The 26,867-nt window shown below is 56.5% G+C and carries 20 protein-coding genes, 1 tRNA gene and 3 pseudogenes; 10 read left to right on the top strand and 14 right to left on the bottom strand.

Annotation, left to right across the window (positions count from 1 at the left end):
• The first annotated feature begins 111 nt into the window (after positions 1–111).
• On the top strand, positions 112–372 hold the full coding sequence (locus ML_RS18630) for a hypothetical protein (protein ID WP_414085552.1): 261 nt from the start codon (positions 112–114) through the stop codon (positions 370–372).
• Positions 373–653: 281 nt separating this feature from the next.
• Here ML_RS18630 and ML_RS15215 read toward each other — a convergent pair whose 3' ends face one another.
• The 3 genes from ML_RS15215 to ML_RS15200 all read right to left on the bottom strand — a co-directional run bounded on the left by ML_RS15215 (position 654) and on the right by ML_RS15200 (position 4,420).
• Complete coding sequence (locus ML_RS15215; protein WP_197492912.1) at positions 654–875, bottom strand: hypothetical protein; 222 nt, start codon at positions 873–875, stop codon at positions 654–656.
• Between the two features lie 367 nt (positions 876–1,242).
• On the bottom strand, positions 1,243–1,437 hold the full coding sequence (locus tag ML_RS15210; RefSeq protein ID WP_231846711.1) for a hypothetical protein: 195 nt from the start codon (positions 1,435–1,437) through the stop codon (positions 1,243–1,245).
• A gap of 2,623 nt (positions 1,438–4,060) precedes the next feature.
• Positions 4,061–4,420 (bottom strand): hypothetical protein, encoded by a 360-nt coding sequence (locus tag ML_RS15200; RefSeq protein WP_231846710.1) that lies wholly within the window; start codon positions 4,418–4,420, stop codon positions 4,061–4,063.
• Positions 4,421–4,834: 414 nt separating this feature from the next.
• On the opposite strand from ML_RS15200, the gene ML_RS15195 reads away from it, so the two are divergent.
• Positions 4,835–5,338, top strand: coding sequence for a DUF222 domain-containing protein (locus tag ML_RS15195; protein ID WP_049769681.1), 504 nt, complete (start codon positions 4,835–4,837; stop codon positions 5,336–5,338).
• A gap of 128 nt (positions 5,339–5,466) precedes the next feature.
• Here the strand turns inward: ML_RS15195 and ML_RS15190 are convergent, their stop codons facing one another.
• Positions 5,467–5,733, bottom strand: coding sequence for a hypothetical protein (locus ML_RS15190; RefSeq protein WP_049769680.1), 267 nt, complete (start codon positions 5,731–5,733; stop codon positions 5,467–5,469).
• A 354-nt stretch (positions 5,734–6,087) separates the two neighbouring features.
• A pseudogene (locus ML_RS03270) lies at positions 6,088–6,322 on the bottom strand (helix-turn-helix domain-containing protein); the annotation flags it as partial.
• 74 nt (positions 6,323–6,396) lie between these two features.
• On the opposite strand from ML_RS03270, the pseudogene ML_RS15185 reads away from it, so the two are divergent.
• Positions 6,397–7,510 (top strand): annotated as a pseudogene (locus ML_RS15185) (phosphotransferase family protein).
• A gap of 1,069 nt (positions 7,511–8,579) precedes the next feature.
• Here the strand turns inward: ML_RS15185 and ML_RS18625 are convergent.
• Both ML_RS18625 and ML_RS18620 read right to left on the bottom strand, forming a co-directional pair.
• Complete coding sequence (locus ML_RS18625; protein WP_414085517.1) at positions 8,580–8,717, bottom strand: hypothetical protein; 138 nt, start codon at positions 8,715–8,717, stop codon at positions 8,580–8,582.
• Positions 8,718–8,723: 6 nt separating this feature from the next.
• Positions 8,724–9,035: a hypothetical protein gene (locus ML_RS18620; protein WP_414085516.1), complete on the bottom strand. Its 312-nt coding sequence runs from the start codon at positions 9,033–9,035 to the stop codon at positions 8,724–8,726.
• A 1,098-nt stretch (positions 9,036–10,133) separates the two neighbouring features.
• Between ML_RS18620 and ML_RS15180 the strand changes: the two genes are divergently transcribed.
• Entirely contained in the window at positions 10,134–10,511 is a 378-nt protein-coding gene (locus ML_RS15180) for an FAD-dependent oxidoreductase (protein ID WP_269147088.1), read from the top strand.
• The gene (locus ML_RS17255; protein ID WP_269147087.1) at positions 10,397–10,687 is read left to right on the top strand and encodes an FAD-dependent oxidoreductase; all 291 of its coding nucleotides are present in this window, start codon (positions 10,397–10,399) and stop codon (positions 10,685–10,687) included. Before ML_RS15180 ends, ML_RS17255 begins: the two co-directional genes overlap by 115 nt.
• A 398-nt stretch (positions 10,688–11,085) precedes the next feature.
• Here the strand turns inward: ML_RS17255 and ML_RS03255 are convergent, their stop codons facing one another.
• Positions 11,086–11,304, bottom strand: coding sequence for a hypothetical protein (locus ML_RS03255; protein ID WP_145985173.1), 219 nt, complete (start codon positions 11,302–11,304; stop codon positions 11,086–11,088).
• Positions 11,305–12,860: 1,556 nt separating this feature from the next.
• Between ML_RS03255 and ML_RS17250 the strand changes: the two genes are divergently transcribed.
• Positions 12,861–12,995, top strand: a complete 135-nt coding sequence (locus tag ML_RS17250; RefSeq protein ID WP_269147060.1) for a hypothetical protein — start codon at positions 12,861–12,863, stop codon at positions 12,993–12,995.
• Between the two features lie 1,313 nt (positions 12,996–14,308).
• Here the strand turns inward: ML_RS17250 and ML_RS03250 are convergent.
• The 3 genes from ML_RS03250 to ML_RS03240 all read right to left on the bottom strand — a co-directional run bounded on the left by ML_RS03250 (position 14,309) and on the right by ML_RS03240 (position 18,661).
• Positions 14,309–14,385, bottom strand: a tRNA-Met gene (locus tag ML_RS03250).
• 156 nt (positions 14,386–14,541) lie between these two features.
• Positions 14,542–17,493: a UPF0182 family protein gene (locus ML_RS03245; RefSeq protein WP_010907856.1), complete on the bottom strand. Its 2,952-nt coding sequence runs from the start codon at positions 17,491–17,493 to the stop codon at positions 14,542–14,544.
• A 145-nt stretch (positions 17,494–17,638) separates the two neighbouring features.
• Complete coding sequence (locus ML_RS03240; RefSeq protein ID WP_010907855.1) at positions 17,639–18,661, bottom strand: YlbL family protein; 1,023 nt, start codon at positions 18,659–18,661, stop codon at positions 17,639–17,641.
• A gap of 101 nt (positions 18,662–18,762) precedes the next feature.
• Between ML_RS03240 and ML_RS03235 the strand changes: the two genes are divergently transcribed.
• From ML_RS03235 to ML_RS03225, 3 genes are all read left to right on the top strand, one after another.
• Complete coding sequence (locus tag ML_RS03235; RefSeq protein ID WP_414085551.1) at positions 18,763–20,163, top strand: zinc-dependent metalloprotease; 1,401 nt, start codon at positions 18,763–18,765, stop codon at positions 20,161–20,163.
• Positions 20,164–20,757: 594 nt separating this feature from the next.
• Positions 20,758–20,955, top strand: a complete 198-nt coding sequence (locus ML_RS14205; RefSeq protein ID WP_064430259.1) for a hypothetical protein — start codon at positions 20,758–20,760, stop codon at positions 20,953–20,955.
• Between the two features lie 311 nt (positions 20,956–21,266).
• Complete coding sequence (locus ML_RS03225) at positions 21,267–22,601, top strand: macrolide-binding ATPase MABP-1 (protein WP_041323706.1); 1,335 nt, start codon at positions 21,267–21,269, stop codon at positions 22,599–22,601.
• A 76-nt stretch (positions 22,602–22,677) separates the two neighbouring features.
• Here ML_RS03225 and ML_RS03220 read toward each other — a convergent pair whose 3' ends face one another.
• The 3 genes from ML_RS03220 to ML_RS03210 all read right to left on the bottom strand — a co-directional run bounded on the left by ML_RS03220 (position 22,678) and on the right by ML_RS03210 (position 25,542).
• Positions 22,678–22,947, bottom strand: a complete 270-nt coding sequence (locus ML_RS03220) for a WhiB family transcriptional regulator (protein WP_010907852.1) — start codon at positions 22,945–22,947, stop codon at positions 22,678–22,680.
• A complete protein-coding gene (locus ML_RS03215; RefSeq protein WP_010907851.1) occupies positions 22,941–23,243 on the bottom strand; it encodes a hypothetical protein in 303 nt (100 codons plus the stop codon). Before ML_RS03215 ends, ML_RS03220 begins: the two co-directional genes overlap by 7 nt.
• A gap of 154 nt (positions 23,244–23,397) precedes the next feature.
• Positions 23,398–25,542, bottom strand: a complete 2,145-nt coding sequence (locus ML_RS03210; RefSeq protein WP_162618312.1) for an ATP-dependent DNA helicase UvrD2 — start codon at positions 25,540–25,542, stop codon at positions 23,398–23,400.
• A 158-nt stretch (positions 25,543–25,700) separates the two neighbouring features.
• Between ML_RS03210 and ML_RS03205 the strand changes: the two are divergent.
• A pseudogene (locus ML_RS03205) lies at positions 25,701–25,820 on the top strand (glutaredoxin domain-containing protein); the annotation flags it as partial.
• Positions 25,821–26,867 lie beyond the last annotated feature (1,047 nt).

Below are 26,867 nucleotides of genomic sequence, written 5' to 3'. Positions count from 1 at the left end.
ACCGGCTGCCTTCGCTGCATGGCCAGTGGCTGCCCGTTCTATAGGAGATTTCGATCCTGACCATGGCGATCAGCACCAACACCACCGTGAACCAAACCGGCGTCAAGCCGAATACTGGCCTATTCATCGATCACACACATCGGCTTCATCCTTACCGGGGTGATCGCCGACAACGTGGCGGACCTTTCAGCCACGTTGTTCTATCTTGATCGCCTGCAGCTTGAGCACCGGAGGAATGCTAGCGGTCCTCGATCTGATCATCAACCGCGATGGCTCAGCAGCTTCAGAAAAAGCCGCACTGCCCCATTGGTTGGTCCGGACTCGGTAAGTTCTCACCCATTGTGGGTGCGATATTTCCAATGTTTCTGCTAGCTTTCTCCGGCATCCAGCCGGATAACAGCACACTTATATGTGCAGACATTGTGCTAACGTTCTTCATCGAAGCATCCGACGAAACATTACAAGTCGTGGAATCTGGCATCTTGAGCCAAGTCCCTATAGAGCGGCCCGCGCCACAGTCATGATAATGCTGGGCATCGCACCAAAGCCACTGTTAGACCTGGCTGACTAGGACACCCCACTAGTGCACTGATCCAGTCACGGCAACTCGCCGGGCGGCTACCGAAGACGGCAAACGCAATGACTCGCTCGGATCAAAGCAAGAATGGGTGGGTGGCCAACAAATAGATCGCCAGCACCGCCAAAGACAACCACGGCAACTGCCGCTTGAACGACTTCGCAGCTAATCCTACAAACGTAAAACCCACGACTACAACAATTGTCGACCAGCTTGCCATGACTACGGCGAACGGAGTGACGACAGCTAACCGTATATACCAAATAGGTAGAGGAGAAAAGTCCAGATGGCGCAGCAAGCTGTTGCGACTAACTGAACACCACGATCGTGTGCACAAAACAATACAGCAAGCGTTGTCTCCGATCGATACATGGTCGTTACTCCCACACAATCACGGTTACTGCAGCAGCGACAGCTGCCATACCCTCGGAGTCGACAGCAGCCAACCCCACCATCAGAAAACCGAAATCAGCCAGCAAGAAAATAATCGTGGAAAGTGAAATTGATTCCATGTCATTGCTTTCCGAGTAACAGTACCGAAATCGGATTCCGGAGGTTGGGCAGCACACCCATAGAACTGGTCGGGCTATAATCCTCTCGCCAGAACAGCACGTCAACAGCAACCACGACATGGCCCCCCTTGCGGAAGTCGATCAACGCTTAAGCTAATTCAGACCCGAGCAGCATAGAGAACGCGACAACGTCACCCCCTCGGGAAAGGCATTACGAAGAACCATTGTCCCAGCTTTTTCCAATCCATAGCAGGAACTGAACACGATATCGAGCACCCGATAGAACTGGCGCTGCTCGATATCCGCTCCCAGCCACCGCGAGTGGTTACCTCCGAGTGCAACGATCACGGCGCGATAGCGCGTTTCGCAGCACAGCCTGCACCACCTGAACTGCGCCGCGCACAACTCGTTCGTTGACGTCGATCTCCGTACCCAGCTACTACCGATACATGTCGATAAGCACCACCACATTGGCAGCGCAATCAGTGAATCGCTGTGTCACGTACAGTTGGCCACGGCGCACACTCACTGACCACTTCACGGAAAGCAATTGGTCGCCCGCATACTCAACACCCGGGCCAATGTAACAGATGAGGCTGACACTCAGCCAATCGAACAACTCGATCCACGAAATCAACGTGTACTGCGGCGGTATGAGCAGAAACACTACATAAGCAGGCCTCGTCGAGGGGGCCCGTTACCGTCAGTAGTCCACCGCGAGCGACGATATCTCCCCGGGATCGGATAGGTATAGGATCCAGAGTGCCGTCACTGCAGCAAACATTTTCTCTTAATGCGAATGCAAATCGATAATTTCGAGTCCAGTTCCGGTTACGGACAAAACAGCAAGTTATACCGCGAATGACCGGGATTCAACGCTGTTTTCTTGGTTCGCCCACATGGTTAATCGCTCCTGTTCATTTTCGAAGCATTGCTTAGAACCGTGCTCCCCGTGAACCTAAGTTCTTAGGCACCAGGAGCCGCAAGCTGATCGCGCATAGCATGCCTAATATCGGCGCAGCGAATGCAATCAGCCTCCAGTTTGTGTGCCCATAACTTCGATGGCCAGAGCAACCCCAGCGCAGATAGAGATTATCCTTGCCAATAAGGAATATCACCAACGTAATTCATCCGCACAATTATCTGTCACACCGAAATCATCCAGTTCTCTAAGGTTATCTGGCCTTTTGAGGGAAAGGTAAGCGCCGCAACAGTTCTCCGATGAGATCAGCAACCTAAAACTTTCTTACACCACATCTTCGAGTGCAAGGTGATCCGATACGCAATAGCCGTAATAGCAAGTAATAGCGAGCGCTTTCATATATTCGATAATAACCAAGTCCCGGCAGTACAGCAACGCACGATCGTGGTTGAGTTGGACAAGATCGATTTCTACTAGCAGGCTAGCACCCACAATATATTTGCGAATAGCTCCGGGTAGCAGTGGCCAGCGACACCACGTAGTGCAAAACGTCTTCGTGCACGCTCGGCTGCTTGACCTATTCACGCATGGCTAGCAGATCGTGCACGTCCACACCTTTATTCACCTTAAGCTTAGCAAAGCCGCGTCCGAGGCAGCGGCGCAGATCGAGATCGCGCAGCATTCGGCGAGGCACACACAGGTCCAGTTACATAGCGAACCTATCCAGCTGTGCCTTCAGTAACGGATAGATATCCTAGTGCTAGATCGGATTATTGGTAGAAAGAAAGATGAATAGTATTTGCAGCTTATGGATTTCGCTTCTGCACTCACCTGCACATCGGCCACTACCTCCAGCGGAACCGGCTGACTCTATCACGATGTTCGGCTAATATCTTTTTAGCAAGAAGCAGGTTGGTGAAAATGGATTCTGAACGGAACGCCAAGCGGCCAGACTGCATGTCATAAATAGTCAAACCTAGTAAATTTTCCGACAGCAGATCGAGCTAGGACTGAGATGAGAATGAGCACGTAGTACGTGCCCACCACAGCACGTTAGATCACGTTAGATTTAGTCAAGCACCGCCGCGCAGTGCGCAGTGGTCTTCCCGAAATGAAATAACAGCAGTCATACTTGCACCAATCTCTGAAGAATTTCTTCAAGCGTCGCACGAACGGGTCCGGTTTCGTGATCCCCGGTGCGCGTGATGTTATTTGAATTAGCCCATTCCCACAGTTCGGCACCGAAAAGCACGCAGCATGCGTGTATGAAATTCCGTCGGATCTTTGTCCTAACTTTGTCCGGTGGTGGTTTCTAACCGGCACACCAGTGTCGGACGCAAATGGCGGTCATAATCCGTAAAGATGGATTCAGACCAACAGATCGTAGTCTCAGTAGTGGACAGCCAGCAGCGTAACCCATCCCCATATCGTCAAGCTACCTATCAAACTTGGGTTCGTCATCGTGTCCTATTTTTTCCGGCGTATTGAGCAGCACCACGGCCAGAGCAACACCGGCCGCCCACAAAAACGAACCGGCAACCCCGCACTACCAGTACTAACAGATCAACTCAGGAGATCAGTAAAATTCCTATTTCTATAAGCCATTTCATAGTGGACGCCGAAGCTCAACAAAAACTATCAGCAGCACTTAGACCGCTATCTCACTATGTCGCTCATTCATAACATGCTAGATAAACCGTGTTTCTTCGAACAGGTTCGCCAACTGGACAGTGTTATCATCATGCAGCGCATGATGATCCACTTTTCGATCGAATTCCTAGGTCAAGGTGCCGCATTCCTGGGGAACATCTCCGAGAACATGCGCAAGTTCACGTTCCATCTCCACGTAACAGACGTTGATCGCCTCTCGTGGTTCTCACGTGAGGTCCTACATCTAGGCCAAGCCGAATTCGGCTGCTCGCAACAATAATTCCGAATGCTTCGTGAGTGTTACGGATGCGACGTTATCGTCAGTGAGGAAGACCGGCCGTGGTATCTGAGCCGCGCGCCACCGCCGTCGCGGCCCGATAACCGCACCCGCGACAACAATCAAAACATTGGTACCGCGCTTGCACGAAGGATTCCCACCATGTCCCCGGTATCGTGTTGAAGCTGCTTCGGTGGCGTTTCGGTATCCTGCACCACCAGCGGTACACTCGAATCCGTTATAGAAGCCGAGGGATTGACGTTGTGTGGCGCGAATAACCAGGCCAGCAATATCACGATCAGCAACCAGGCCACGATCACCGCGAGTCCGTTCAGTAACACGCTCCAGGTCGGTCTTGTCGTCCCACCTCCATGCATATCGATATCGGACAGCTCCCCAGCCCTGGTTGCCAAAGCGAGGGTTTCCGCAACTACACGATCACCATACAGCGCGACCATCGCAACGAGGACCGCTACAACCAAGATCCTCGCTGTCAGGCTGCTGCCTAGCTCGACAGGTGACTAGCGAGGGTGAACCGGAAGATACCCGAGCAACGCCGCAGCAACGAGGATCAGCAGCACAATCAGGACGACAACGCGCCTAGCCAGCTTGTCGATACAGGGCATTGGCACACCACGCACCGGTCGCCTACAACCGCTGCAGCCTGCGTTTTGAGTTCAACATAGCCTACTTGATACTGGCACATCAGACAGCGATTCGACCAGACATGCGACCAGGATTGGCCGCGAATTGCAAGACGGCAACACCACCGGTTTGTCCACAGTTGCCACTTCGTCCACAAGCCGTGCGTGACGCCCCACGAAGCATGTGGATCTGACGAAGAGGTTCCATACCACCGGGATATGTGACCATTCGCGAGCGCCAAGGAAACACAGGTGCAGATCAGCGCTACTCTCGACACTATCGATGCTACGCACGCCGTGCTGTGCGACATCAGCCCCGACGTGGTTGGTACAATTTCCGCATACACCATACACATCGTCGAACGACTAGAGACTCAGGACAGCTCCAAATGTGAAGTGATATATCGATTTTTCGCTGATATCGCCGATCCACCTGACGGCAACGAGTGCACACCAACGGTGCGTGAAGTGCTGTGGGCGCGAATGCGAATCACACCCAGAGAAAAGCATTCGCCGCTTCAAATTCACGGCCCGAATCCGGCCACGACAGTCGCTGACCAGTCCCCCGTTGTCTCCCAGAATGATCAAAACTTGCCACCGCGGTGGACGCAGGGTGAAGTCGGCGAAGAACACATCCGAGCGATATGCGCTGCGGTGGATGTACTGCCGTCGTGCACCTCACTTGCAGCTGAGACTGACGCCGAGCGCACGCTGATTAACGCATGCGACCTAACTCTACGCCGCTATCGTCACTGAGTTAGGTCAGTGCATCGCGGACTACCTCAATCCCGCTGGCCACTTCGACGACAACGACCGAGCACGCCGTCGAGGACTACACATTGCCGCGCAAGGATACCGACAGCATGTCCCGACTAGCTGGATTGCTAGCTCCCGAGGCCTGCGTCGCATACCTCGAAGCCACCCAACAAGCCGCCGTGCAGCTCGGCTGTCACCAAACCCGATAGCACCCAGCCTGAAGCGCACGACCAAACATACACCCGCTTAACGTTGCCACGACACACTTCAACTTCAACTTGAAAAACACTATAGCTTCCGGACAGCTCAAGGTACACCGCGGTCATCCCATCACCGTCATCGCCACAGCCGACCAGAAATTCATTTGTTACGCCCGCTACCAAGGCTGCACCCATCCCAACTGCCTTGAGCCTCGTTCTCACAGCGAAGTCCACTATTCACCAAATTGGTCCCACGGTGTGCGGAACGCACGCGAACAAGCTGTTCTTCAGCTGAAGCCATCAAAACTACCTGGCGAGCCAAGGCAAGTGGCGCACCAATGTCACCGGCAACGGGCGATTTGGCTGGGAACAAAGGCAGTGGCACACCCGAGATCAACCGCGCCCACCACCCCGATGAACTCCTCCAAGGAGATCCCGACAGGCCTGATTATGGACAACAATTTAACGGCGCGATCCACCGATATCTAGCCAAACCCTACAGCCGCACCGTGAGCCACCAGGATCCATGCCATGGCTAGCACCCGGTTAAAATGCCGCCTCGTGCACCAGCTTAGGCCTTACTCCACCATCGACGGTACAACGTAGATTTCGTGATGCTGGCGCGTTTGACGACCGCAGCCAAGCTGAGATTCGAGTAACCGCTTTCCACCAACAGTTCCGCAGTGGCTGACAGGATTGCAAAGTCGATACACGGATCTCGCGGACAGCCGACACCGCGGGTCTTATCAACGTCGGATGGGTCTACTTCCCTAACGCTATTTATCGTAGCGTTACTGCCGCAAATAAGTCTCAACTAATGAAGGTAACCCCACGGCCAACGAACCGGGGGTCGAGGCAATCGACCGACTTCAGTGCTCCGTTCGCAACGCGCCGACCCAGCCAACAGTACTGTCACAAGGGCTAGCGGGCCAGGACCCAACAAAGATAATACTGGACGTGGTTATCGATAACGGCGTAGAACACTACCGGCATGTCATCAGAAATAATCGTCGTGACCACCCGCTGGCAGCAGGGGCAACCAATAGAGCAAAACTCGTGGTGCAAGTGGCGTCTACCCCCACCGTCGCGCCAGTGTTTCCGTCGGATCGGCTTGATAACCAATTTGAGATTATACGGCTAGTCAGCGGAGCTGACCTACGTGCCCGGTACCGCAGGTGTGCTGAATCGAGACCACAGGCAACGTTTTTGGAACACCTTTTTCGTGATGGACTAAGTCGACCGCGTGGTATCATTCGACGTGATGACTTACGCCTTCGGGCAAAAACTAGTTCGCCGATGCTCCCAAGCAGCATCAGAGTGAAATGCAGGGATGCTGCCGTCGAGGTGTGGACCACATTGCATTCGATCCCGAACGTTAAGAACACACTTGCCTTTCTGGCGTAGATTAGAGTCGACGATGCTGCGCTATACAGACATCGTAATTTGGTGTGGTCGTGGTAAGACTGCGCGATACACGATATCGGCCGATCACCACCGCTGGAAAGGACTTTCGCGTGGCTGCAAGAGCACTGGTCGAACGAGGCCAGGCGTTCGCGAGTCCGTCCCTGCTCTGAGGCGATGCCCGAGTAGACAATGTCTTATACCGCTGACTTTTCAGCCGTTCGCAGTGTTTTACTGGGAAATGGTGACACTGGGTCACCGTGAACTCGATATAGCGTGGATTACCTACACGAACTTTATGTTTTTGTGATATCGCCGGTCTGTCGACGTTGCCTAACCTGACCGAAGTACGGTGTTAGGACGAATTCCACGCCATCTATCAACGGCTCGCCAGCATCGAAGTGGGTGAACTGCCTTGGTGCTACGTCCACTCCAGAGTGATGTGGTCCTGCGTATTTACCCGCACCGGGGAGCGACAAGTGCGCTTAGGGAAAACGACAAGCCTGAAGACTTAAAGTCATTGTTCTACCACGCAGTATCGCTGAAAAGTCTTATTGTAGAAAACCACTAATGCTAGGACTGATCGACTCATTCCCAGATCATCCTGTTGCCCAACCGACCACGTGGCTGGGTTCTCCCGACCTCAACTTCTATGATTGATCCCACTTCAACGCTCACGACCCGCACCGAGAGCCTCTTTTTGATCAACAGCGTCGGCTACTATCCCCAACCTCGGCGTCCAAGAAGCGTTCGTGCTCATCGATTGCACCAGTGCGTCAACAACTACCGAATCGGGATCATCGATCCTCTGCACGAACTACAGTCCATAATCAATGAAAAAATTTTCATTACAACAAATTTCACCTGTGAAATCCTATTGAATATCATACAGGATCAGTCACACATCCTGCGATCAGGAAACCTGATTAACCCTGAAAGCGAAGCAATTCCCCCAACTATCCGGTTGAAACGGACTGATTATCGTCGATGAGCAAAAGATCACGGTTGACTCCACTAACTAGCTTGACAACCGCGACCGGTACTAGGGCAGCTGGCCAATCAGTGAGCCCGAACCGGAGAAACGGACCGCTGAACCGACGTTCGAATGCACGTGGCTACTGTACATGCCGATGACATTCGAAGACTTCACTCGTAGTACTGATCATCCAAAAAGGAAAACACGGTTTTCGTTCGCTTAACGACTGAGCTCAGGTGTGGAGCGACAGCCGGGTCGAGCAGCTAGACTAGCCATGGGTCACCATCCACTACTGTTCCAGCACCTGCACCAGCACCGGAGCGACAATCGACGCGATCCGCGCCGACAGCACCGGAGTCCGGTTCTATGTAGAGTCCAAACTAGAGAGACCTATCCACACATTGGCGGCTATGGCGACGATTCGTATTAGCTGTACAACACGTGTAAGGGCGAGAAGTGCTTCAAACAGCTGACTTACGATATGACCGATCAGGCAATCGTCGCACGATCCGATTTCTACGTCATCAATATGTTCGCCGCGCGGTGTACCACAGCAGCAACTGGATCCCGGTGGAGAGGGCTGAGGTCTCTACGAACACGGCATTCTGGGCCGCCACGACCCGTCCGGCTTCGCCGACTAGTTCACGATGTCACCCTGACGAGGTCAGCCACGTAGCTCGTCGATGATCACGCTAGTGTTTTCAACCCAATTAGTGCGGGCTGTTACACACACGGTGTCGGGGATCTCGTCGACCCGGCCGCGAATGTGGGCAACAACATCAGTGGGCGTTCCGCAAGCCACGATGGTTTACATCATCTCGTCACCAATCAATGTCACCAACCGACAAAAAATTTCAAGAATGACAGCGAAATATCTTCCTAACAGACCACTTTCCAGTAAGCCGTCACGCACGGCAGGCACCATGACATGGTGCAAAAATGCTTCGAGCCGAACGACATCACCAACAGACCATCGACGTGCTCGGCGGCGGCCCGGTACGGTTTTCGGTACTGGGTGGAAAGCCGACGTCATCAGCGTGTTCCGGTAGTAATCACCGCAAAAGTTCAAGCTACCGCCAGAATGCCACGCATCGAAGATCGCCCACAAAACCACGATCATCTCGGTCATGCTAGTCACCGGATGGTCGAATTAGGCTCCGAACCGCTTTTCGATCTGTGGCCGAACCTGGGTACCAAGGTCGAGGATGAACCGGACGACACTGAGCAGTTAGTGATTGTTAGTCTGTGATGCTCCAGGTGAATTGGATTGCTTAGGAACGCTATCGCAACATTCTTCAGCAAATCGAAGCCTCCTACTGCGTCGACCAAGCTCAACGGAGCAAAGATGTCATGCGATCATTCGAAAGTGACAACGCTGCTCACGACAGCGTCGCGTAGCACCCGAGCACGCTCAGTAACGTCCGTGAGCCCATATAAAGCGGTAAAGATTTTCAACGCGCTGCCTGACGACGATGGGATTCGTGCTACAGTCCCGGAAAGCCGGAGATTGTCGTGCGATAAAACCGCACCGTACGAAGCCAGTAAAATGCGGTTGACTGGAACTCGTACCAAGCCTTGCGCCTTGGACTGTTGGTGTTGTCGTAGTGAGTGGCGGTTTTCGCCGGGCTGACTGCGGCTCGCGAACTGACGCATCTGGGCCACGATACTGGTCTTGGAGTGCCACAACCGGGTGGGTGGGCACTTGTTCATTGGCAGTGTTGCAGGCTTACCCGCTGATCTGAGCGTCGCTTTCGTCGAGCCAGCTCAAAACGCCGCACTCATACTGGCGGCCGAGCTCCAGGTCCCGACCACCTCAACCTACCGCGACGCAAACACCTAATTCATTGGCAAGACTGAACGTTCCCCAACTACAGCAGCATCCCCCAAGTTGTTGTTAATCGGACTGCTTGATATCGTCCGGCTGCGTTAGCAATTCGACAAAATTGTCCGCGACGTCCCGGTAGCGGCACCTTGGGATGCCCAGCGAGCGTACTAGCTCGGCCATCCTCTCCCTCGGTTCCTGGTTACAATCGGTGCACGCCACCACTTCATAACATGACCTGCTAGCAGGCATGGCCCTGGGTGACATGAGGATGTGAACCCGACGACGTGTCTATGCTGCACACCACGTGCTACACACACGGCTGGCGATCTGGACTAGCTACTTAACGCTAAGAACGTTGCCCAGCAGAGCCTTTTCCCCAATGGCACACAGCGGATTGCTGAAGCTACAACAGCTGAACTCGGTAACCGCGTTGTACTGAACGCACCGGTTCATAGCATTGCCAGACACGATGCTGGCGTGACAGCCACCGCCGACGACGTACAAACCGAGGCCGGATTCATCATCGTCGGCATACCGCCGGCTCATCACACCACCATCGAGTTCACTTCGCCGTTTCCCACCACGCGAGTTACGCGAAGCTCGCTCAGCATTGACCATAGGGCCGGCTCAGCAAGGCCTACGCCGCTTATTCCACGCTGTTTTGGCGCGCCCCAACGAATTATCTTCCCCGGCATGGGCCGCTGTCCGACGACGGCCTGGTATTCATCACCTTCGACGTCAGCCCACCAGGCGAAGGGCGGGGCATCCTGATGGATGTCACCGACGCCCGTGTGTTCGACACGCTACCCACCGAGCAACGCCGCCGCAACACGTTACGCTGCTTGGCGTCGCTATTTGGCGACAACCCACTCAATTCTCTCGGCCATTCAGATACTAGTTGGAGCACAGAGGAATTCGCTCCGAGAGAAAAAACTGTAGCAGTATAGGGGCGTGAACACGATCCGGGTGGTGGCTACACGAGCCGACAGGACCAATTCATTGGGCTGGCCAGCGATCAGCAGCCGAGATCGCCACGCTAGTATTAAGATTGCCTGCTGCAACCGGTGGACAGGTCACGGATGCGGCAAGTGCACACAGCTAGCAGTTTACCTCTTTGTGTCGCTATAGCATCGAGCAATGCCCACTGGGCAACTCAGCAAGGCCACCACATCGGGCGCGGTGCGGACAATCCTGCAGGGCTGGCTGATCGGCGTTAATCGATCGTGTGCACTACCGACGATGAGCGTCGGCATCGTTAGACCACCCAGGCCAGGACGGCAGCACAACAAAAAGCGACTTGGTATGCTGCTGACAGCACCAGGAAGCGTAAACCCGACGAGCGCATTTACGAGAGCCCGGCCAACCACCGCTCAAGCCGAAGACAACTCGCGGGGAAACCGATAGCTAGTTTTGCCTTACGCACCCGATCCCCGGTCGTGGTGTTGATCACCGCTCCGGCGTCAGCGAGCCGGTGAACCTTGTCGCGGTAGCAGTCCGGCCAGGTAAAAATGGTAATGCCTCCCATCGAGTGCCCAGCTAGAAGCGCGCGTTCGTGCGGGGTCAAGGTCACCTATCTAGCACCGAATCGAAGTTGGAAATAAGGTGCTTGAGGTTGTAGGCACCACACGATGGTACACCGCTACGTCCGTGGCCGCGGTGATCGAACACGATCACCCATTATTCAGCGGCCGAGTCGATGATCTGACACAACCACACTCGGATCACCCGGGTGAAACCGAGTGTTAGTATTAAGCATATTTATGTTGTAGTAACCATCGGTCACCCTGAACACTTATGTATACTAGTGGAGTGCCGCGTGGACAGGTAAGGCGTGGCTCGGTTGTTAACGCATCGTGCAATAGGTCGGTTGTAGGGTTGATTTTGGGCTACACCGAGGTAGTCTATAAACTTTCATTGCCGCTCCTTCTCGAACGCGGCGGCATTGCTACCCGTTGGATAGTCGCGAGTTTAACCTGACTTCGACAACGAAGGCACGAATCGGCGCCAATTCGGCACAGCCGTCCAAGCGCAAGCCGTACCGTAACAGGGTGTTAGACGCTAGAAATCGTGTCCCCCGATGTTGCGTCGGGAGCTGTTGGCGGCAATGATGGACGTGGTTTAATAGCAGGCGGTGTCGATCTCCGGCCCCCCAGCCAGCTATCCCGGCGCCAACGACGAGGACCGACTGACTTGGTGTCTGGCTGACGGTGGGCGAGCTAAAGCGTAAGCCGGCCTGCTATGCGTCGTCGATTCAAGGCAAGACAGGCAATCCGCTGACAGAACTAGTGGAAAACGTCAACTACACGGACCACCGACCCCAATACGCGCTGCACCTATTTTCATTCCACGCTCCAGCTTTACCTAGCGAACAGGGCCGTCAGCAACAACCTCCCGCTACTGTGCTCCAGTGGTCATTGCTCTGCCACTCAACTGATGAGCCGATGGAGCCGTTGACGCTGTGCTGTCAGTAACTTTCGAACACGGCGACACCGCGCCAACTTGGCCGGATCGTCTCCCAGATCCGGTGAATTCGTCCGTTGCGGTAGACAGCAATGGGTACGACCCCGATTCGGGCCAGCTTCTCGCCTAGGTGTGCCGTAGTAATCCAGATCCGGCCGACAACCCCTCGTCGGCAGCCCCGATCCATGCCGGACCGTCGTATTCGATCGGGTATATGATTGAGGTGGAGTAGATCATCACGACGACTGTCACGGAACTCGGTGAAGCTACGCGTCAGTCCATCGAAGTACATCAAAATTCGAGGTGGTCGTAGTGCTCTACAAGCTGTGTTCTACAAGCTCGGCATTTTGTCGACGACCATATTGATCGAACATCTCACGAAGCAGCGCAATCGACACACGATGAGTAGCCGCACGCAGGCACCGAGTATACAAACGGTTGACTATGGCGCCAAGTTTGTTCGCTAGCTTTGAGAAACTGCAAGCGCGTTCGTGCAGCTAGCAAGAACCAAGTGGAAGCTGCAGCGAAGAAGCCAGTCGCACCGGCGAGCGTGACCGCGCTCTCGTTAGGGTGACCCTGTCGATATATATATATATCACCCTTGCCATCGTCGCATTGGTCGGGTGGGTAACCCTAACTGGCATCACCTAGAACAACACCGTGGCTCCCACCACGACACCGCCACCGCAGCGCCGGACACGGTTGCGGCCGGGTACTACAGCTCCGCTGTTGTCTGGTCTCGGCGACGCCAAGGACATCACCGGCGACCAGAACCTGACAGTAGAGCAAACGTAAAACCACATCACAGGGGGTACATGCAAAGACATATCGGTCGCCCGACTTGCTGGGCAAACACCCGCCCTAGCACACCGGACGCCTAAAACGTCGAAGCCGTCTTCAGTTATCGCGCGTCACAATTCTCCGACACACGTGACCCCAGCAACTTGATGCAAATCATTGCTGCGGTCACAGCTTTTCGTGGCGCAGCACAGCCCAAACACAACTGACGAACCTGTTGCCGGACTGGCGTCAATGCGGTGGCTTCGACGTGAAAGTGACTTTTTCCTTCCGAGCAAACGTTGCCTTTTTCGCTAGGCGTTCCCGTCGACGGCAGCAACGGCAACATCATAAAAAGCGTAGACAAACCCGCCGGCAAGTTAGGGCGCATATTCCGGAAAGACGGGGATCTACGATTGGGAGTGACAGCAAAATAACCGACATCGCAAGCCACAAGCCGGGCCCACTTCCATCGACCGACGGTCCGCACACTACTGCCACAGAATGATCCTTCTTCCCTCTAGGGAGGTGAATCCGGGGGAGTACAGGTAAACACACCTGAAGTCTCGGGTCCCGACAGGTGTCCGGGTATGTGGCTAAACTACTATTTATATTATTATCGTATTACCGCCACATTCGTGTAGTTCGATAGGGTGGAGTTCGTGGATGGGCTTCCCTGATATCCCGTCGGACCCGGCTGTGGTCGTCCACGACCCCAATGATCAAATCACGCCAGAGTCGTTCTACCGCCTAGCTTGATCGTCGTCAGGTGGAAAAACCAGTCGATCCCGGGGTGGCCGGGTTGCTGACCCCCTCGCCTAAGCGCGCCGCTGGCGAGGTGTGAACCCGATCGTCATCGACACCTCCGCTGACGTCGAACTGCCCGCCGACCCGCTGCGCGGGCGAGCGCTATAGGCGTCGTTGCCGGACGACTGCCTTGGGTACACGAACTGTTCTTAGCGAAGTGCGGGGCGGTTGCGGGCAAATGTCACCTGCGCTGACGCAAGATACATGACGTTCGCCGAGCACCTTGGCACCGACCTGCTTTCGGATGATCGCCGACTGGCTAACGGCTACTGGCATGCCAATTCGGGTGCTAAAGCTCCCCAGGAGAACAGCTTTTAGCGGTGAATTTCTGGGAAACCGCGTTTGGCAAACGATGACGAAGACACCGTGGCACAGCGGACCGCAATCATCATAAGCAAAGAAAGGGTGGGACCCAACCCACGAAACAGACTTCTCAGGCAACTAACAAGTCTAGCTAATGTGTCCAAAGCGTGCTCATCGAGCATGAAAATAGCTCTCGAAGAAGTCTCCGAGGGCCATTTTCCTGGTAGCGGGGACAGGATTCGAACCTGCGACCTCTGGGTTATGAGCCCAGCGAGCTACCGAGCTGCTCCACCCCGCGTCGATAAATGCAAGGTTACCGAACACCGCCGAATGTCAGCAAATCGCCTGTCCGAAGCGGTGGCACGCACGGCGAACACACGCAGAATCCCAGAGTTTACGGCGTGCCGGTGTACAGACACGCCGCTCGCGGCGCGGCAAAACCGATACGGACTACCTACTTCGTGCTGTTGAACTTAGTGATGGCGTCGTCGAGCCGCTGTAGCGCCGAACCATAGGCGACGAAATCACCCTTTTTCTGTGCTTCGCGAGCCGCGCCAATCACCGCCTGAATCTCTTGCAGCGCGGCGGCCTTGGCGGCCGACAATGCAACCGACCCGTCTGGGGCTGACGGCACCACCGCGATCGGAGGCGTCGAAGAACCTGCGGGTGACTTTGGCGGTACCGCTTCGGTCGGTTCGATGCCGGTAGCAGCGGAAGCCGCGCCGGGCCCGAATAGGCCGGTGAGCGCGTCACCGACGGTGGGGCCGTATCCAATCTTGTCGTTGTACATCATTGCCACGCGAATAAGACGCGGGTACGACGAGGCGGCGTCGCTGACACCCGGTGATGCATAGACAGGTTCCACGTACAGCAGCCCACCCTGAGCCACCGGCAGCGTCAGCAAGTTACCCCAACGGATCCGGTTTTGGTTGTCCCGCCCAATCACACCCAGATCCTGGGATACCGCCGGATCGGTGGTGATCGCGTTATTGGCCAGTTTGGGACCGTTGACGTTTCCAGGAATGGTCAGCACAGTGATCTTGCCGTACGTCTCAGGATCAGAGCTGGCGCTGATGTAAGCGGCCAGGAAGTCTTGCTTGAACCTATTCATCGCGCTGGTCAGCTGGTATGATGCCGACCTGTCGTTCTTGAGAATGTTTTTCGCGACGATGTAGTACGGCGGCTGATAACTGCTGGCAGTCGGATTCGGATCTAGCGGCACGTCCCAGAAATCCGATGTGTTGAAGAACGTTCCGGGATCATTGACATGATACTTAGCCAGCAGCATCCGCTGCACCTTGAACAGGTCCTCGGGATAGCGGAGATGCTCCGCCAGTTCGGGCGTAATGTCGCCTTTGGGTCGGACGGTGCCCGGAAAGACCTTCATCCACACTTTTAGCACCGGATCATACTCATCCTGCTGATATAGCGTCACGGCGCCGTCGTAAGCATCCACAGTGGCCTTCACCGAGTTCCGGATATATGCGACTCGCTTATCGGGAGCCAATCGATTGAAAGCCACCTCGGTAGAGTCGGCAGTCGCCGACGACAGCGAGGTACGTTCAGAGTAGGGATAATTGTCCAGAGTGGTGTAGCCGTCGATGATCCACACCAGTCGCTTGTTCACGATGGCCGGATAAACGCTGCTGTCAGTCGTCAACCAAGGCGCCACCGCTTCCACCCGCTGCGCCGGATCGCGGTTGAACAAAATCTTGCTGTTGGAACCAATCACGCTGGAAAACAAAAAATTTCGCTCGGCAAATTTCGCAGCGAACACACTACGGGACAGCCAGCTGCCGATCGGGACTCCCCCGCTGCCAGCGTAGGTGTATCTCTTGGTATCGGTGTTGGTCTCGTAGTCGTATTCGCGGTCATCACCATTTTTTCCGACGATCGCATAATCGGCGGAGGTATTGGAGATCACCGGCCCGAAGTAAACGCGGGGTTGATCCAGCCGCGCCGGCCCTTCGGACACCACGGTACCGTTCCCGACGACATTGACCAAGAATTGAGGATAGCCACCATTTTGGTTCGGGTCATTGGCGATACCGCGTACGGTGTTTGCCGGCGACGCTATGAATCCGTTCCCGTGCGTGTAAACGGTATGCCGGTTGATCCAGTCACGCTGATTGTCAATCAACCGGTCCGGGTTGAGCTCACGCGCCGCCACAACGTAGTCACGGAGGTTACCCTTTTTGTCAAGGTAACGGTCGATTGACAGCTGGTCGGGGAAGTAGTAAAAGTTCTTACCCCGCTGGAATTGGGTAAACGCAGGGCTGACGATCGTGGGGTCGAGTAGCCGGATGTTCGAGGTGGTAGCATGATCAGTGGCGATCTGCTGGGCGATCGCAGGCGCGTCGCCGATATAATTCCGATAGGTCACCACATCTTCAGTCAGGCCATAGGCATGCCGGGTCGCGGTGATACTTCGCCTGATGTACTCGCTTTCCTTGCGTACCGCATCCGGCTTGGCGATGAGCTGTTCAACGATCAACGGCCAACCCGTACCCACGATCAACGACGACAGCATCAGCAAAACGAGGCCGATGGCAGGAATCCGAAAGTCCCGCAACGTGATCGCGGAGAACACGGCAGCGGCACAAATCAGCGCAATCGCTATCAAGATCAGCTTGGCGGGCTGCACCGCATTGATATCAGTGTATCCAGCGCCGGTGAACGGCTTACTGCTACGCGTACGCGACAGTAACTCATATCGGTCCAGCCAATAGGCAACAGCTTTAAGTAGCACCAGCACACCGACCAAGCTGACCAACTGGAGACGCGCCAAGCGGCTTAGCGCGCCAGTGCGTCCGGACAGCCGGATTCCACCGAAGATATAGTGCGCCAACAGGTTTACGACAAAAGCCAGAAATACCGCAACAAACACGTAGCTGAGAACCAGCCGGTAGAATGGCAGTTCGAACGCGTAAAAACCGAGGTCCTTGCCGAACTGTGGATCCCTGATACCAAAGTTATCGCCGTGCAAGAACAGTTGGATCCGGACCCAGTAGCTCTGCGCGATAATGCCGGCCAGCAGGCCGATCGCCGCCGGGATCCCGACACCGATCAACCGGAGCCGCGATAACGCCATGGCGCGATACCGCGCCACCGGGTCGTTGTCGTGACTCGGGACAAAGACCGGGCGAGTTCGATAAGCCACCGCGAGTCCGGCAAACACAATGCCGCCGACCACCAGCCCGGCTACCAGGAACACCACGACGCGGGTAACCAGCACAGTACTGAATACCGAACGGTAGCCAAGCTCACCGAACCACAGCCACTCAACGTACGCATCGACCAGTCGCGGACCCGCAAGCAGCAACACGATCACACCCAGTGCGACCATGATCAGAGTCCGGCTACGCCGAGTCAGTTTCGGCATCCTTGCAGCGGGCCGCATCCCCACTAGCTACGCTCCCTGCTCGACTTGACTGGCTTCGATTTTGTTGGCACCCGTACTGCAGGGCCTGTTGCCAGATATCTTCTTAACGGTCACAACTCTACGCATCTACACACCTCGGTATCCTTTGATGGCAGGCGAAAAGGCCAGATTAGCAGCTCGGCAGCTGGCCCCCCGACGTCATAGCGTGCAACGCGTCCACGGCTTGGCTGAGGCTCTCGACCTTAACCAATCGCAGGCCGGTGCGGTTATCGGAGCGCGCCTCGTAGCAGTTCTTCGCGGGCACTAGAAACACCGTGGCGCCGGCAGCGCGGGCGGCAGCCATCTTGTGCGCGATGCCTCCAATAGGGCCCACCTTGCCGTCGATGCTGATGGTTCCGGTGCCCGCGACGAACGTAGACCCGACCAAGTCGCCGGTGGTCAGCTTGTCGACAACCGCCAGGCTGAACATCAGTCCGGCCGAGGGACCGCCAACGTTGGCGAGGTTGAAATCCACCACAAATGGCGCCCACGGCGCATCTAGCACCGCGACACCCAAAAAGCCGTAGTCGCGATCTTTGTTCGCACCCAATGTTATCTGTACCACACCGGGTGGCTCGTTCTTGCGACGAAAGTCGATGGTCACCACCTCGCCGGGCTTAGTTTTCTTCAGCAATCCGGTGAATTGCTCGACATTGGCCACCGGGCTGCCGTTGACCGCGTCCACGGCATCACCAGACTTCAGTTTGCCCACTGACTGACCAGGATCAGTGACTTTAGCAACGGTAACTGCAGACGGATACTGCAGGTATCCCAGTGCGGCATAAGCTGCACTGTCCTCGGACTGTTTGAAATCAGCGTAGTTGACCTTGTCAACGTCTTCCCTCGACTTTCCCGGCGGGTAGATTAGGTCGCGCGGCACCAGCTGTTCTTGTCCGGACAGCCACAATGTCAGGGCTTCACCCAAGGTCAGATCGTCGCGCTGGGACACCGTTGTCATGTTGAGATGACCAGACGTCGGGTGCGTGTGCGCGCCTTTGATCGCGACGACCTGCTTGCCGTCCACCTCACCGAGTGTGTCAAAAGTGGGACCGGGGCCCAGCGACACGAACGGCACCGTCACCACCGCAAGCAACACGCCGAAGACCAGAATCGGCACCAGCGCAACCAACAAGGTGAGAATCCGCCTGTTCACGCCGCTTAGATTAGACGTACTCTCATTTCATCGTGCTCGTTCAGCTATAAGCATGACCCGGGGTGGCGCATTCTGGCTCACCTGTGAGTACCGTTGACGGTGTGGCTAACCCACCTTTCGGCTTCTCTTCCGGAAACGACTCCCCAAACGACGAGTCGGGACGCGACAAGCACGGAAAAAACGGCCCCGATTCCGGCTCGAGCGGATCAGACCCGTTAGCTTCGTTCGGTATGAGTGGAGACTTCGGCATGAGCGACCTGGGACAGATCTTCACCCACCTGGGTCAAATGTTCACCAACGCTGGCACCGCAATGACCGCGGACAAACAACTCGGTCCAGTCAATTATGAATTGGCGCGACGAGTCGCGTCGAGTTCAATAGGGTTTGTCGCGCCCATCCCGGCAACCACAAGCTCGGCAATCGGCGATGCGGTACATCTCGCCGAGACCTGGCTGGACGGGGTCACCGCGCTGCCCGCGGGTACCACAAAAGCGGAGGGCTGGACCCCCGACGACTGGGTCAACAACACCTTGGAGACGTGGAAAAGGCTATGTGACCCGATGGCCCAACAAATCTCGACCGTGTGGGCAGCGTCACTGCCGGAGGAGGCCAAGAGTATGGCCAGCCCGCTGCTGTCGATGATGTCGCAAATGGGCGGCATGGCCTTTGGTTCGCAACTAGGCCAGGCATTTGGTCAATTGTCCCGCGAAGTGCTAACATCGACAGATATCGGTCTCCCGCTGGGACCCAGGGGCGTAGCGGCGATAATGCCGCAAGCTGTCGAATCCTTCGCCGATGGGCTCGAACAGCCGCGGTGCGAGATTCTGACATTCCTGGCCACTCGTGAGGCCGCACACCACCGCTTATTCAGCCACGTGCCCTGGCTGGCCAGTCAATTGCTGGGCGCCGTGGAAGCCTATGCCGCGGGTATGAAGATCGACATGAACGGAATTGAGGAGCTAGCACGCGATTTCAATCCAGCCTCGCTGTCCGATCCCACCGCCATAGAGGAGCTGCTGGGTCAGGGTGTTTTCGAACCCCAGGCAACCCCAGCACAAACTCAGGCACTGGAACGGCTAGAAGCCCTGCTGGCACTGATCGAGGGCTGGGTGCAGGTAGTAGTGACCGCGGCTCTGGGCGATCGGATTCCAGGTGCTGCCGCGCTCGGCGAGACGCTGCGCCGACGTCGAGCCAGTGGCGGCCCGGCCGAACAGACATTCGCCACGCTGGTCGGCTTGGAACTGCGGCCACGTAAGTTGCGGGAGGCTGCCGTGCTATGGGAACGCTTGACCCAAGCTGCCGGCGTGGACGCCCGTGATGCTGTCTGGCAACACCCGGATCTGCTGCCCTCTGGAAAGGATCTCGACGACCCGGCCAGCTTCATCGATCGAATCATCGGTGGCGATACCAGCGGCATCGACGAAGCGATCGCCAAACTCGATCTAGACCGTGGCAACTCCGATGGTAGGACCCCCGGCTCTGGCGGTCCTGTGGATAACTGATCGAGACTTGAATGTCCGGCATGGCTAAAGTCTCGAGTCATGCCGGAAACTGCGCTCTAAACCTCTATACGCTGGACCCCGCGATGCCATGCCGGTGCTGCTGCCGGCCGGACGGCGCGGTGTAGGTCGGTTGAGATCTCCGCAGGACCGCGCTGATCCACCCACCGGTACGGCCCCGCCGCGGCGGAGTTAGTCGCGCTGCTGCAATCAATCCATGTGATAATCGACACCGATAGCCAAGTTGCAGGGGCAGGCCGGCATATGGGCATATGGAAGTCGGCCGCCCCGAAGACCCGGCGAACCTCGTCGCGCAACTAGTTTTGGTGCCGGTGTCGCAACCCGCGGATACCGGCAGTCCCGTGGCCGGACAGCCGCGGCCCCGCTGTCAGACCTGCTGGTGGAGACGCTACACTGCTCTCGAGCCCGAGATAACGCACAGCCAGCCAATATGCATACCAGTCACTTCCGCAGTGGACCTGGTAGTCGTTTTCGTACCCACCTGGTCGCTGACCCGCGCATGGTGTGCGATTTGTATAGCCGGGGTGTATCGGACACCTTCCGGTCCACGTCCGTAACGGCACGAGGCCTAACCTGATGGGGCTGCTGGTCATTACCGGCGTAACTAGCTGCCAAGCCTGTGCAGACCTGCACGGCAGCGACTGCGACACCGTCTGGCCGGCGTTCGCCGCCCAGCTGCAAGACACCATCGGGGTGGCCAACCAGGCCACCCCACTCACCACCGCGGCACTGACGCTAAGCCCGGTGGATCGAGTGATCGTCGCGGTGTACTAACAGGAGGTGTTACTCGGTTCCGGACCACCCTCGGCGTTGAACACCACACTGGAGTTCGAGATCTGGGCGCCGGCTCTATCGTCGCGCACCAATGGAGCAGATATCCGTTAGAGCATCGTGTTACGTTTGCTTTACTGCCATGGCTTTTCGGTACCACCCTTCGAACATGCGTTTCAATGAACCACAAGATTGAACCTGCACGGAGAAAATTGGCTCGACGCTGGATGATGCGGGTGAAAGCCCGAATGAATAATGAATGTAGCCGTTTGATCATTGATTGCCATATCACGTCCATGGCACGCTTCACCGTCATGGATGATAGACGTGTGGCAGACATCAAACGTGGTCAGGCTGCGCGCAACGCGAAGCTAGCTAGCATTCCGGTCGGCCTTGCCGGGCGGGCGGTGCTCGGGCTCGGGAAACGACTGACTGGCAAGTCGAAAGACGAGGTTAACACCAAGCTGATAGAGAAGACCGCCCACCAGTTGTTCAGTGTCCTGGGCGAGCTCAAGGGCGGGGCAATGAAGGTCGGCCAGGCATTGTCTGTGATGGAAGCCGCGATTCCTGAAGAGTACGGCGAGCCCTACCGCGAAGCCCTGACCAAGCTGCAAAAGGACGCCCCGCCGTTGCCGGTCAACAAGGTGCATCGGGTGCTCGACGCCCAGTTAGGCACCAAGTGGCGGGACCGGTTCAGCTCGTTCAACGACACCCCGGTGGCCTCGGCCAGCATCGGCCAGGTGCATAAAGCGGTATGGTCCTATGGCCGCGAAGTGGCGGTCAAAATCCAGTATCCGGGTGCTGATGAGGCGTTGCGCGCCGATCTCAAGACCATGCAGCGGATGGTTGGGATACTCAAACAGCTCTCTCCCGGTGCTGACATCCAAGGTGTGGTAGACGAATTAGTCGAACGCACCGAGATGGAACTAGATTATCGGTTGGAGGCTGACAACCAACGTGCTTTCGCCAAGGCGTATCAGGGCGACCCGCGCTTTGTGGTGCCAAACGTGGTGGCAAGCGCACCGAAAGTGATAATCCAGGAGTGGATCGATGGTGTTCCGATGGCCGAAATCATCCGTAACGGAACCGCCCAACAACGTGACCGTATGGGAAAACTGCTACTCGAACTCACCTTCGATTCGCCACGCCGATTGGAAATGCTGCACGGCGACGCTCACCCAGGCAATTTCATGCTGCTGTCCGACGGCCGGATGGGCGTCATCGACTTCGGCGCTATCGCGCCACTGCCTGGTGGTTTCCCGGTAGAGCTGGGAATGAGCATCCGATTGGCCCGGGACAAGAACTACAACCTCTTGCTGCAGACGATGGAGAAGGCCGGCTTAATCCAAAAAGGCCGACAGGTGTCTGTGCGCGACATTGACGAGATGATGCACCAGTACGTAGAACCGATCAAAGTCGAGGTTTTCCACTACACACGTAAATGGCTGCAACAGATAAGCCTAGACCGATCGGTGTCGCACATCAAGACGGCACGCCAGTTGGATCTGCCGGCTACACTGGCCCTGCCTATGCGGGTGATCGCGTCGGTGGGCGCGATCCTCTGCCAACTCGACGCGCATGTGCCGACCAAGGCTCTGACCGAGAAGTTGGTTCCCGGCTTCGCCGAGCCCGATACTGCCATCGTCTAACGCCCCAAAAGTGCCACTACTGAGGCCGTCTCTTCAAGGAACAATTCGACAATTGCACTTTCGTGACCTTGTTTCTCTAAACAACGACGACATCGTTGCACGGTCGTCCACGAGGACGTTTGCGACTCACGATCAAGCCTCGATCGAAAATTTCACCGCCCCACACACCCCAGGGTTCGGCCCGTTCCATCGCTGCCTCCAGGCACGGGCGGCGGATCGGGCAGTTCGCGCAGAGCGTTTTGGTGCACTCCAGGTCTGCTGGGGTCTCAGCGAACCATAGGTCGGAGGTGTCGGCATGGCACGGCAACCCGGGCAGCGTCTGTTTAGGGATTGTCAGTGTCAACATGTCCTTTTCATCTGCTTCCTGGTCTGGTGGCTGTCTTTCTTCAAAAAGGATCTGTACCAGGTTGGGAGGCTATTTGCCCAAAAACTGTGCCACGGATCCTGGTGATTTCGGTTCCGTGGCCATCTGGCGAAAATCGGGCTGACTTCGTAGTTCAGTATAGCCCCGATCCACGGACGGGTTCCTGTCGCGGCTACGCGGTACTGACCCGCTGCAGCCGATGTGGCGGCATGAGGGGTTCCCGCGGTCGACACAGCTGCAACCACGCCCGCACCAAACACGTTGTTGTAGTCAATCACCGTGGCTACCCTCCATATATCCGTTTCGCCTGCCTGCAAACCTGACTTCAGACGGCCAGCAAAGCGCGGATTTGAGCACAACGGTAACAGCCAGCAGTGGAAACTTATTTTTATCTGCGCGTTTGTCTGCTATCAGTTAACTAGGTACGATCGATCAGGTCTGCGTCCTAACCGCGACGGCACGGCAGCGAACCAACTGCAGCACGTCCGACCCGTATTGCTCAATTTTGCGTACACTCATACCCGGGACAGCGATCAACGCGGCCTCATCGGCGGGCAGCAACTCAGCAATCGCAATCAACGTGTTATCGGTTAAAACGACGTAAGCAGGCACGTTCTGTTCCTTGGCAGTGCTAAGCCGCCACGCTTTGAGCTGCAGCAACAATTCTTCGTCAACGTCTGCGGCACATATCTGACACCGCTGCAGCATGACGGCCGCAGGCGTGGTCAGGTCGTTTTTGCAAATACGGCAGCGCAAAGTAGCGGTCCGATTACGCCGAGATCTGCTCGACGCAGGATTTTGACCCATCTGTGGCGCGATGTCGTTGAGGAACCGCGACGGCTTGCGGCTCTGACGTCCACCCGGAGTTCGCGATAACGCCCAGCTAAGTGCCAAATACACTCGGGCCCTGGTGATTCCAACATAAAGCAGCCTACGCTCTTCCTCGACAGGCTCGCTTTCAGCACCATGCGCCAACGCACGCGAGATGGGTAGTGTTCCGTCGGCCAATCCGACTAAGAACACCGCATCCCACTCAAGTCCTTTAACGGCATGCAATGAGGCCAACGTGACGCCCTGTACCACCGGTGGGTGCCGGGCATCGGCCCGCAACCGCAGCTCGGCCAGCAACCCCGGAAGATCCAGCCGCGGATGCTGAGCCACTTCGTCGTCGGCCAGTTCGGCCAATGCGGTCAGCGCCTCCCAACGATCCCGGGCGCGGCTGCCGACCGGTTTCTCAGCCGTTAGCCCCAATGGCTCCAGAACACCGCGGACCACGTCCGACAATGGGCTGTTCGGTTCTGTTTGGGAGCTGCGCTCCGCACTACGCTGCAGGGCTAGTAGCGCCTGTTTGATCTCCTGGCGGTTGAAAAATCCCTCGCCGCCGCGGACCTGATAGGCAATCCCCACCTCGGTCAACGCCTCCTCGTACGCCTCGGACTGCGCATTGACCCGGTAAAGCACCGCGATCTCGGATGGCGAGGTGCCGAATTCGATCAGTCGAGCAATTGATGCTGCCACGGCAGCGGCCTCAGCAGGCTCATCAGAATACTCGTGAAATGACGCGGCCGGACCCGGCTCACGCTGGCCGGACAGCTGAAATTTGCTGTCCGCAACCCGGCCATGAGCCGCTGCGATCACCTGATTTGCAAGCGACACCACCTGCGGAGTAGACCGGTAGTCGCGCTCCAGCCGCACCACCGTGGCATCGGGAAACCGTCGGGGGAAGTCAAGCAGGAAACAAGGTGAAGCCCCAGTGAACGAGTAGATGGTCTGGTTGGCGTCGCCGACCACAGTCAGATCGTCTCGATCACCCAACCAGGCCGAAAGCACCCGTTGCTGTAGCGGGGTGACGTCTTGGTACTCATCGACTACAAAACAACGGTAACGGTCCCGGAACTCCTCGGCTACCGCTGCGTCGTTCTCGATCGCGGCGGCGGTGTGCAGCAGCAGATCATCGAAGTCGAGCAGCGTGACCCCTGGGACGCCATTGCCGCGGGCCTTAAGAGCTTCGTAGGCAGCGTAGACACTCGCGATTTGCGCGGCGTCCAGCGGAGTGTCTCTACCGATAGCGGCCACGGCGGCCACGTATTCTTCGGGCCCAATCAGCGAGGCCTTAGCCCATTCAATCTCGCCGGCGAGGTCACACACGTCATCAGTGCCAGCATGCAGCCTGACACTACTAGCCGCCCGCGCAACGGTGGCAAACTTGCTGTCCAACAGCTGCCAGCCAGTGTCACCGATCACCCGTGGCCAGAAATATCGCAACTGGCGGTGCGCGGCAGCATGAAAGGTCAGGACTCGCACAACGCCAAAATCCGAAACGGCTTGTACGGCAGCGCCAAGCGCCCTCAACCGGGACCGCATCTCCGCCGCTGCACGCTGGGTGAATGTCACCGCCAGCACCTGCCCAGTGGCGACGTGACCAGCACCAACAAGGTGGGCAATGCGGTGAGTGATGGTGCGGGTTTTACCCGTTCCGGCTCCCGCGAGCACACAAACAGGTCCGCGTGGAGCCAGCACGGCCTCGCGCTGCTCGTCATCCAGTCCAGCAGTCAATGGATTTACGACCATTACCATAGGATCCATCTTGGCAGCCAAGACCGAGAAACCTTGCACATCGCCAAGCCCGTTGCCTCGCCCGGTGTCAGGTCCTGCTCACCAAGCCCGCATAGTCGTAAAGCTATGTTAACTATTTATGTGGCCAATGTTACATTTAACTATGTTATTACACAACGTCGTGGTGCGGCTTCTGCGTTCGGCTAAAGGCAGCACTCGAAGCCAACGCACCCTGCTACGACGAGGTCGACATTGACCAAACTCGAGCGCAGTCCAGACTAGCCGATATCACCAGCTAACGACGTCGGCGCCGACCTCCATAGTCATGCTGGAGCCCAGTCAACTGCGCCGATGGTCTAATCGTCTGAACTTATGTCTCAGCATTGCATCCGGACGCCCTTACCCAATACGGTTGAAACACAGCATTTGCTAGCGACGATGCCCGGGCCATAATGCCAAAACTCCTGACCGACCCAGGACAACGGTCCACAGAAAGCGTGCATCACGATTGAAACCAACAGATTCAACTTACCAAGCCGTAAGCATTCCGGCGAGATGGATTAAAAGGCCATTGTCGTTGATTCATAAAACGTCTAACTGTAGATCGGCCTTCATCATCTGCGGCCCTGCGATTGGCATACCGGCTTGTTCACACCCGAGTGCTCCGGCTAAACCGACCACGGACATGTCATTCACTTGGCGACGTGAAATCGTTGATTGTCAGCGTCGTTGATGCAACCCACATTGCCAACTTCGCCGACCTCACACCACAGACAATGGAGGACTGTTCGTCAGACATCTGTGGGAAACATGATCACTCCCGGACCGTGCCGGGCCATTGGGAAATAGCGTTTTCACATTCGCCAGCTGCTGGACACAGCTTCGTGGGATAGCCGTATAGCGGTAAGACCGATGACCTAGAACCGGATAACATGACCCCGGTCGATCAGGTCAGTCAGGCTGTCGCCGGGTATCCAAATAATGGTGTCGCGCGCGGCACTCAATCAGTTGGCCACATCGCTGACAGAATATGCAGCCTTGCAACGATTCCGCTTTGGAGAAATTGGACCCCACCACCTTGAGATTGAGCTTCGTCGGATGGAACCAACAATGTCACGTCAAGTCGTCAATGTTGATGTCCATCGGTGTGCTGGTCACTTAAACCAGCACACGAGATCGTCGATAACGTCCTGGAGGACGACGCCAGGAAGTCTTGTACCTCAGCATCACGTCCGCAATTTTGAGGCCAGGCTTTTCGGAGTTACGTTGCGCAGCCTATTCGTTGACCTTCCCGACCAGGATCACCGTACCGAGATTGGTATCACGTGTACACCTTGCCACTCGGT

The sequence above is a fragment of the Mycobacterium leprae TN genome (assembly GCF_000195855.1).
Taxonomy (GTDB): Bacteria; Actinomycetota; Actinomycetes; order Mycobacteriales; family Mycobacteriaceae; genus Mycobacterium; species Mycobacterium leprae.
Note: the sequence above shows the minus strand (reverse complement) of the source record. Positions and strands in the feature narration are given on the sequence as shown.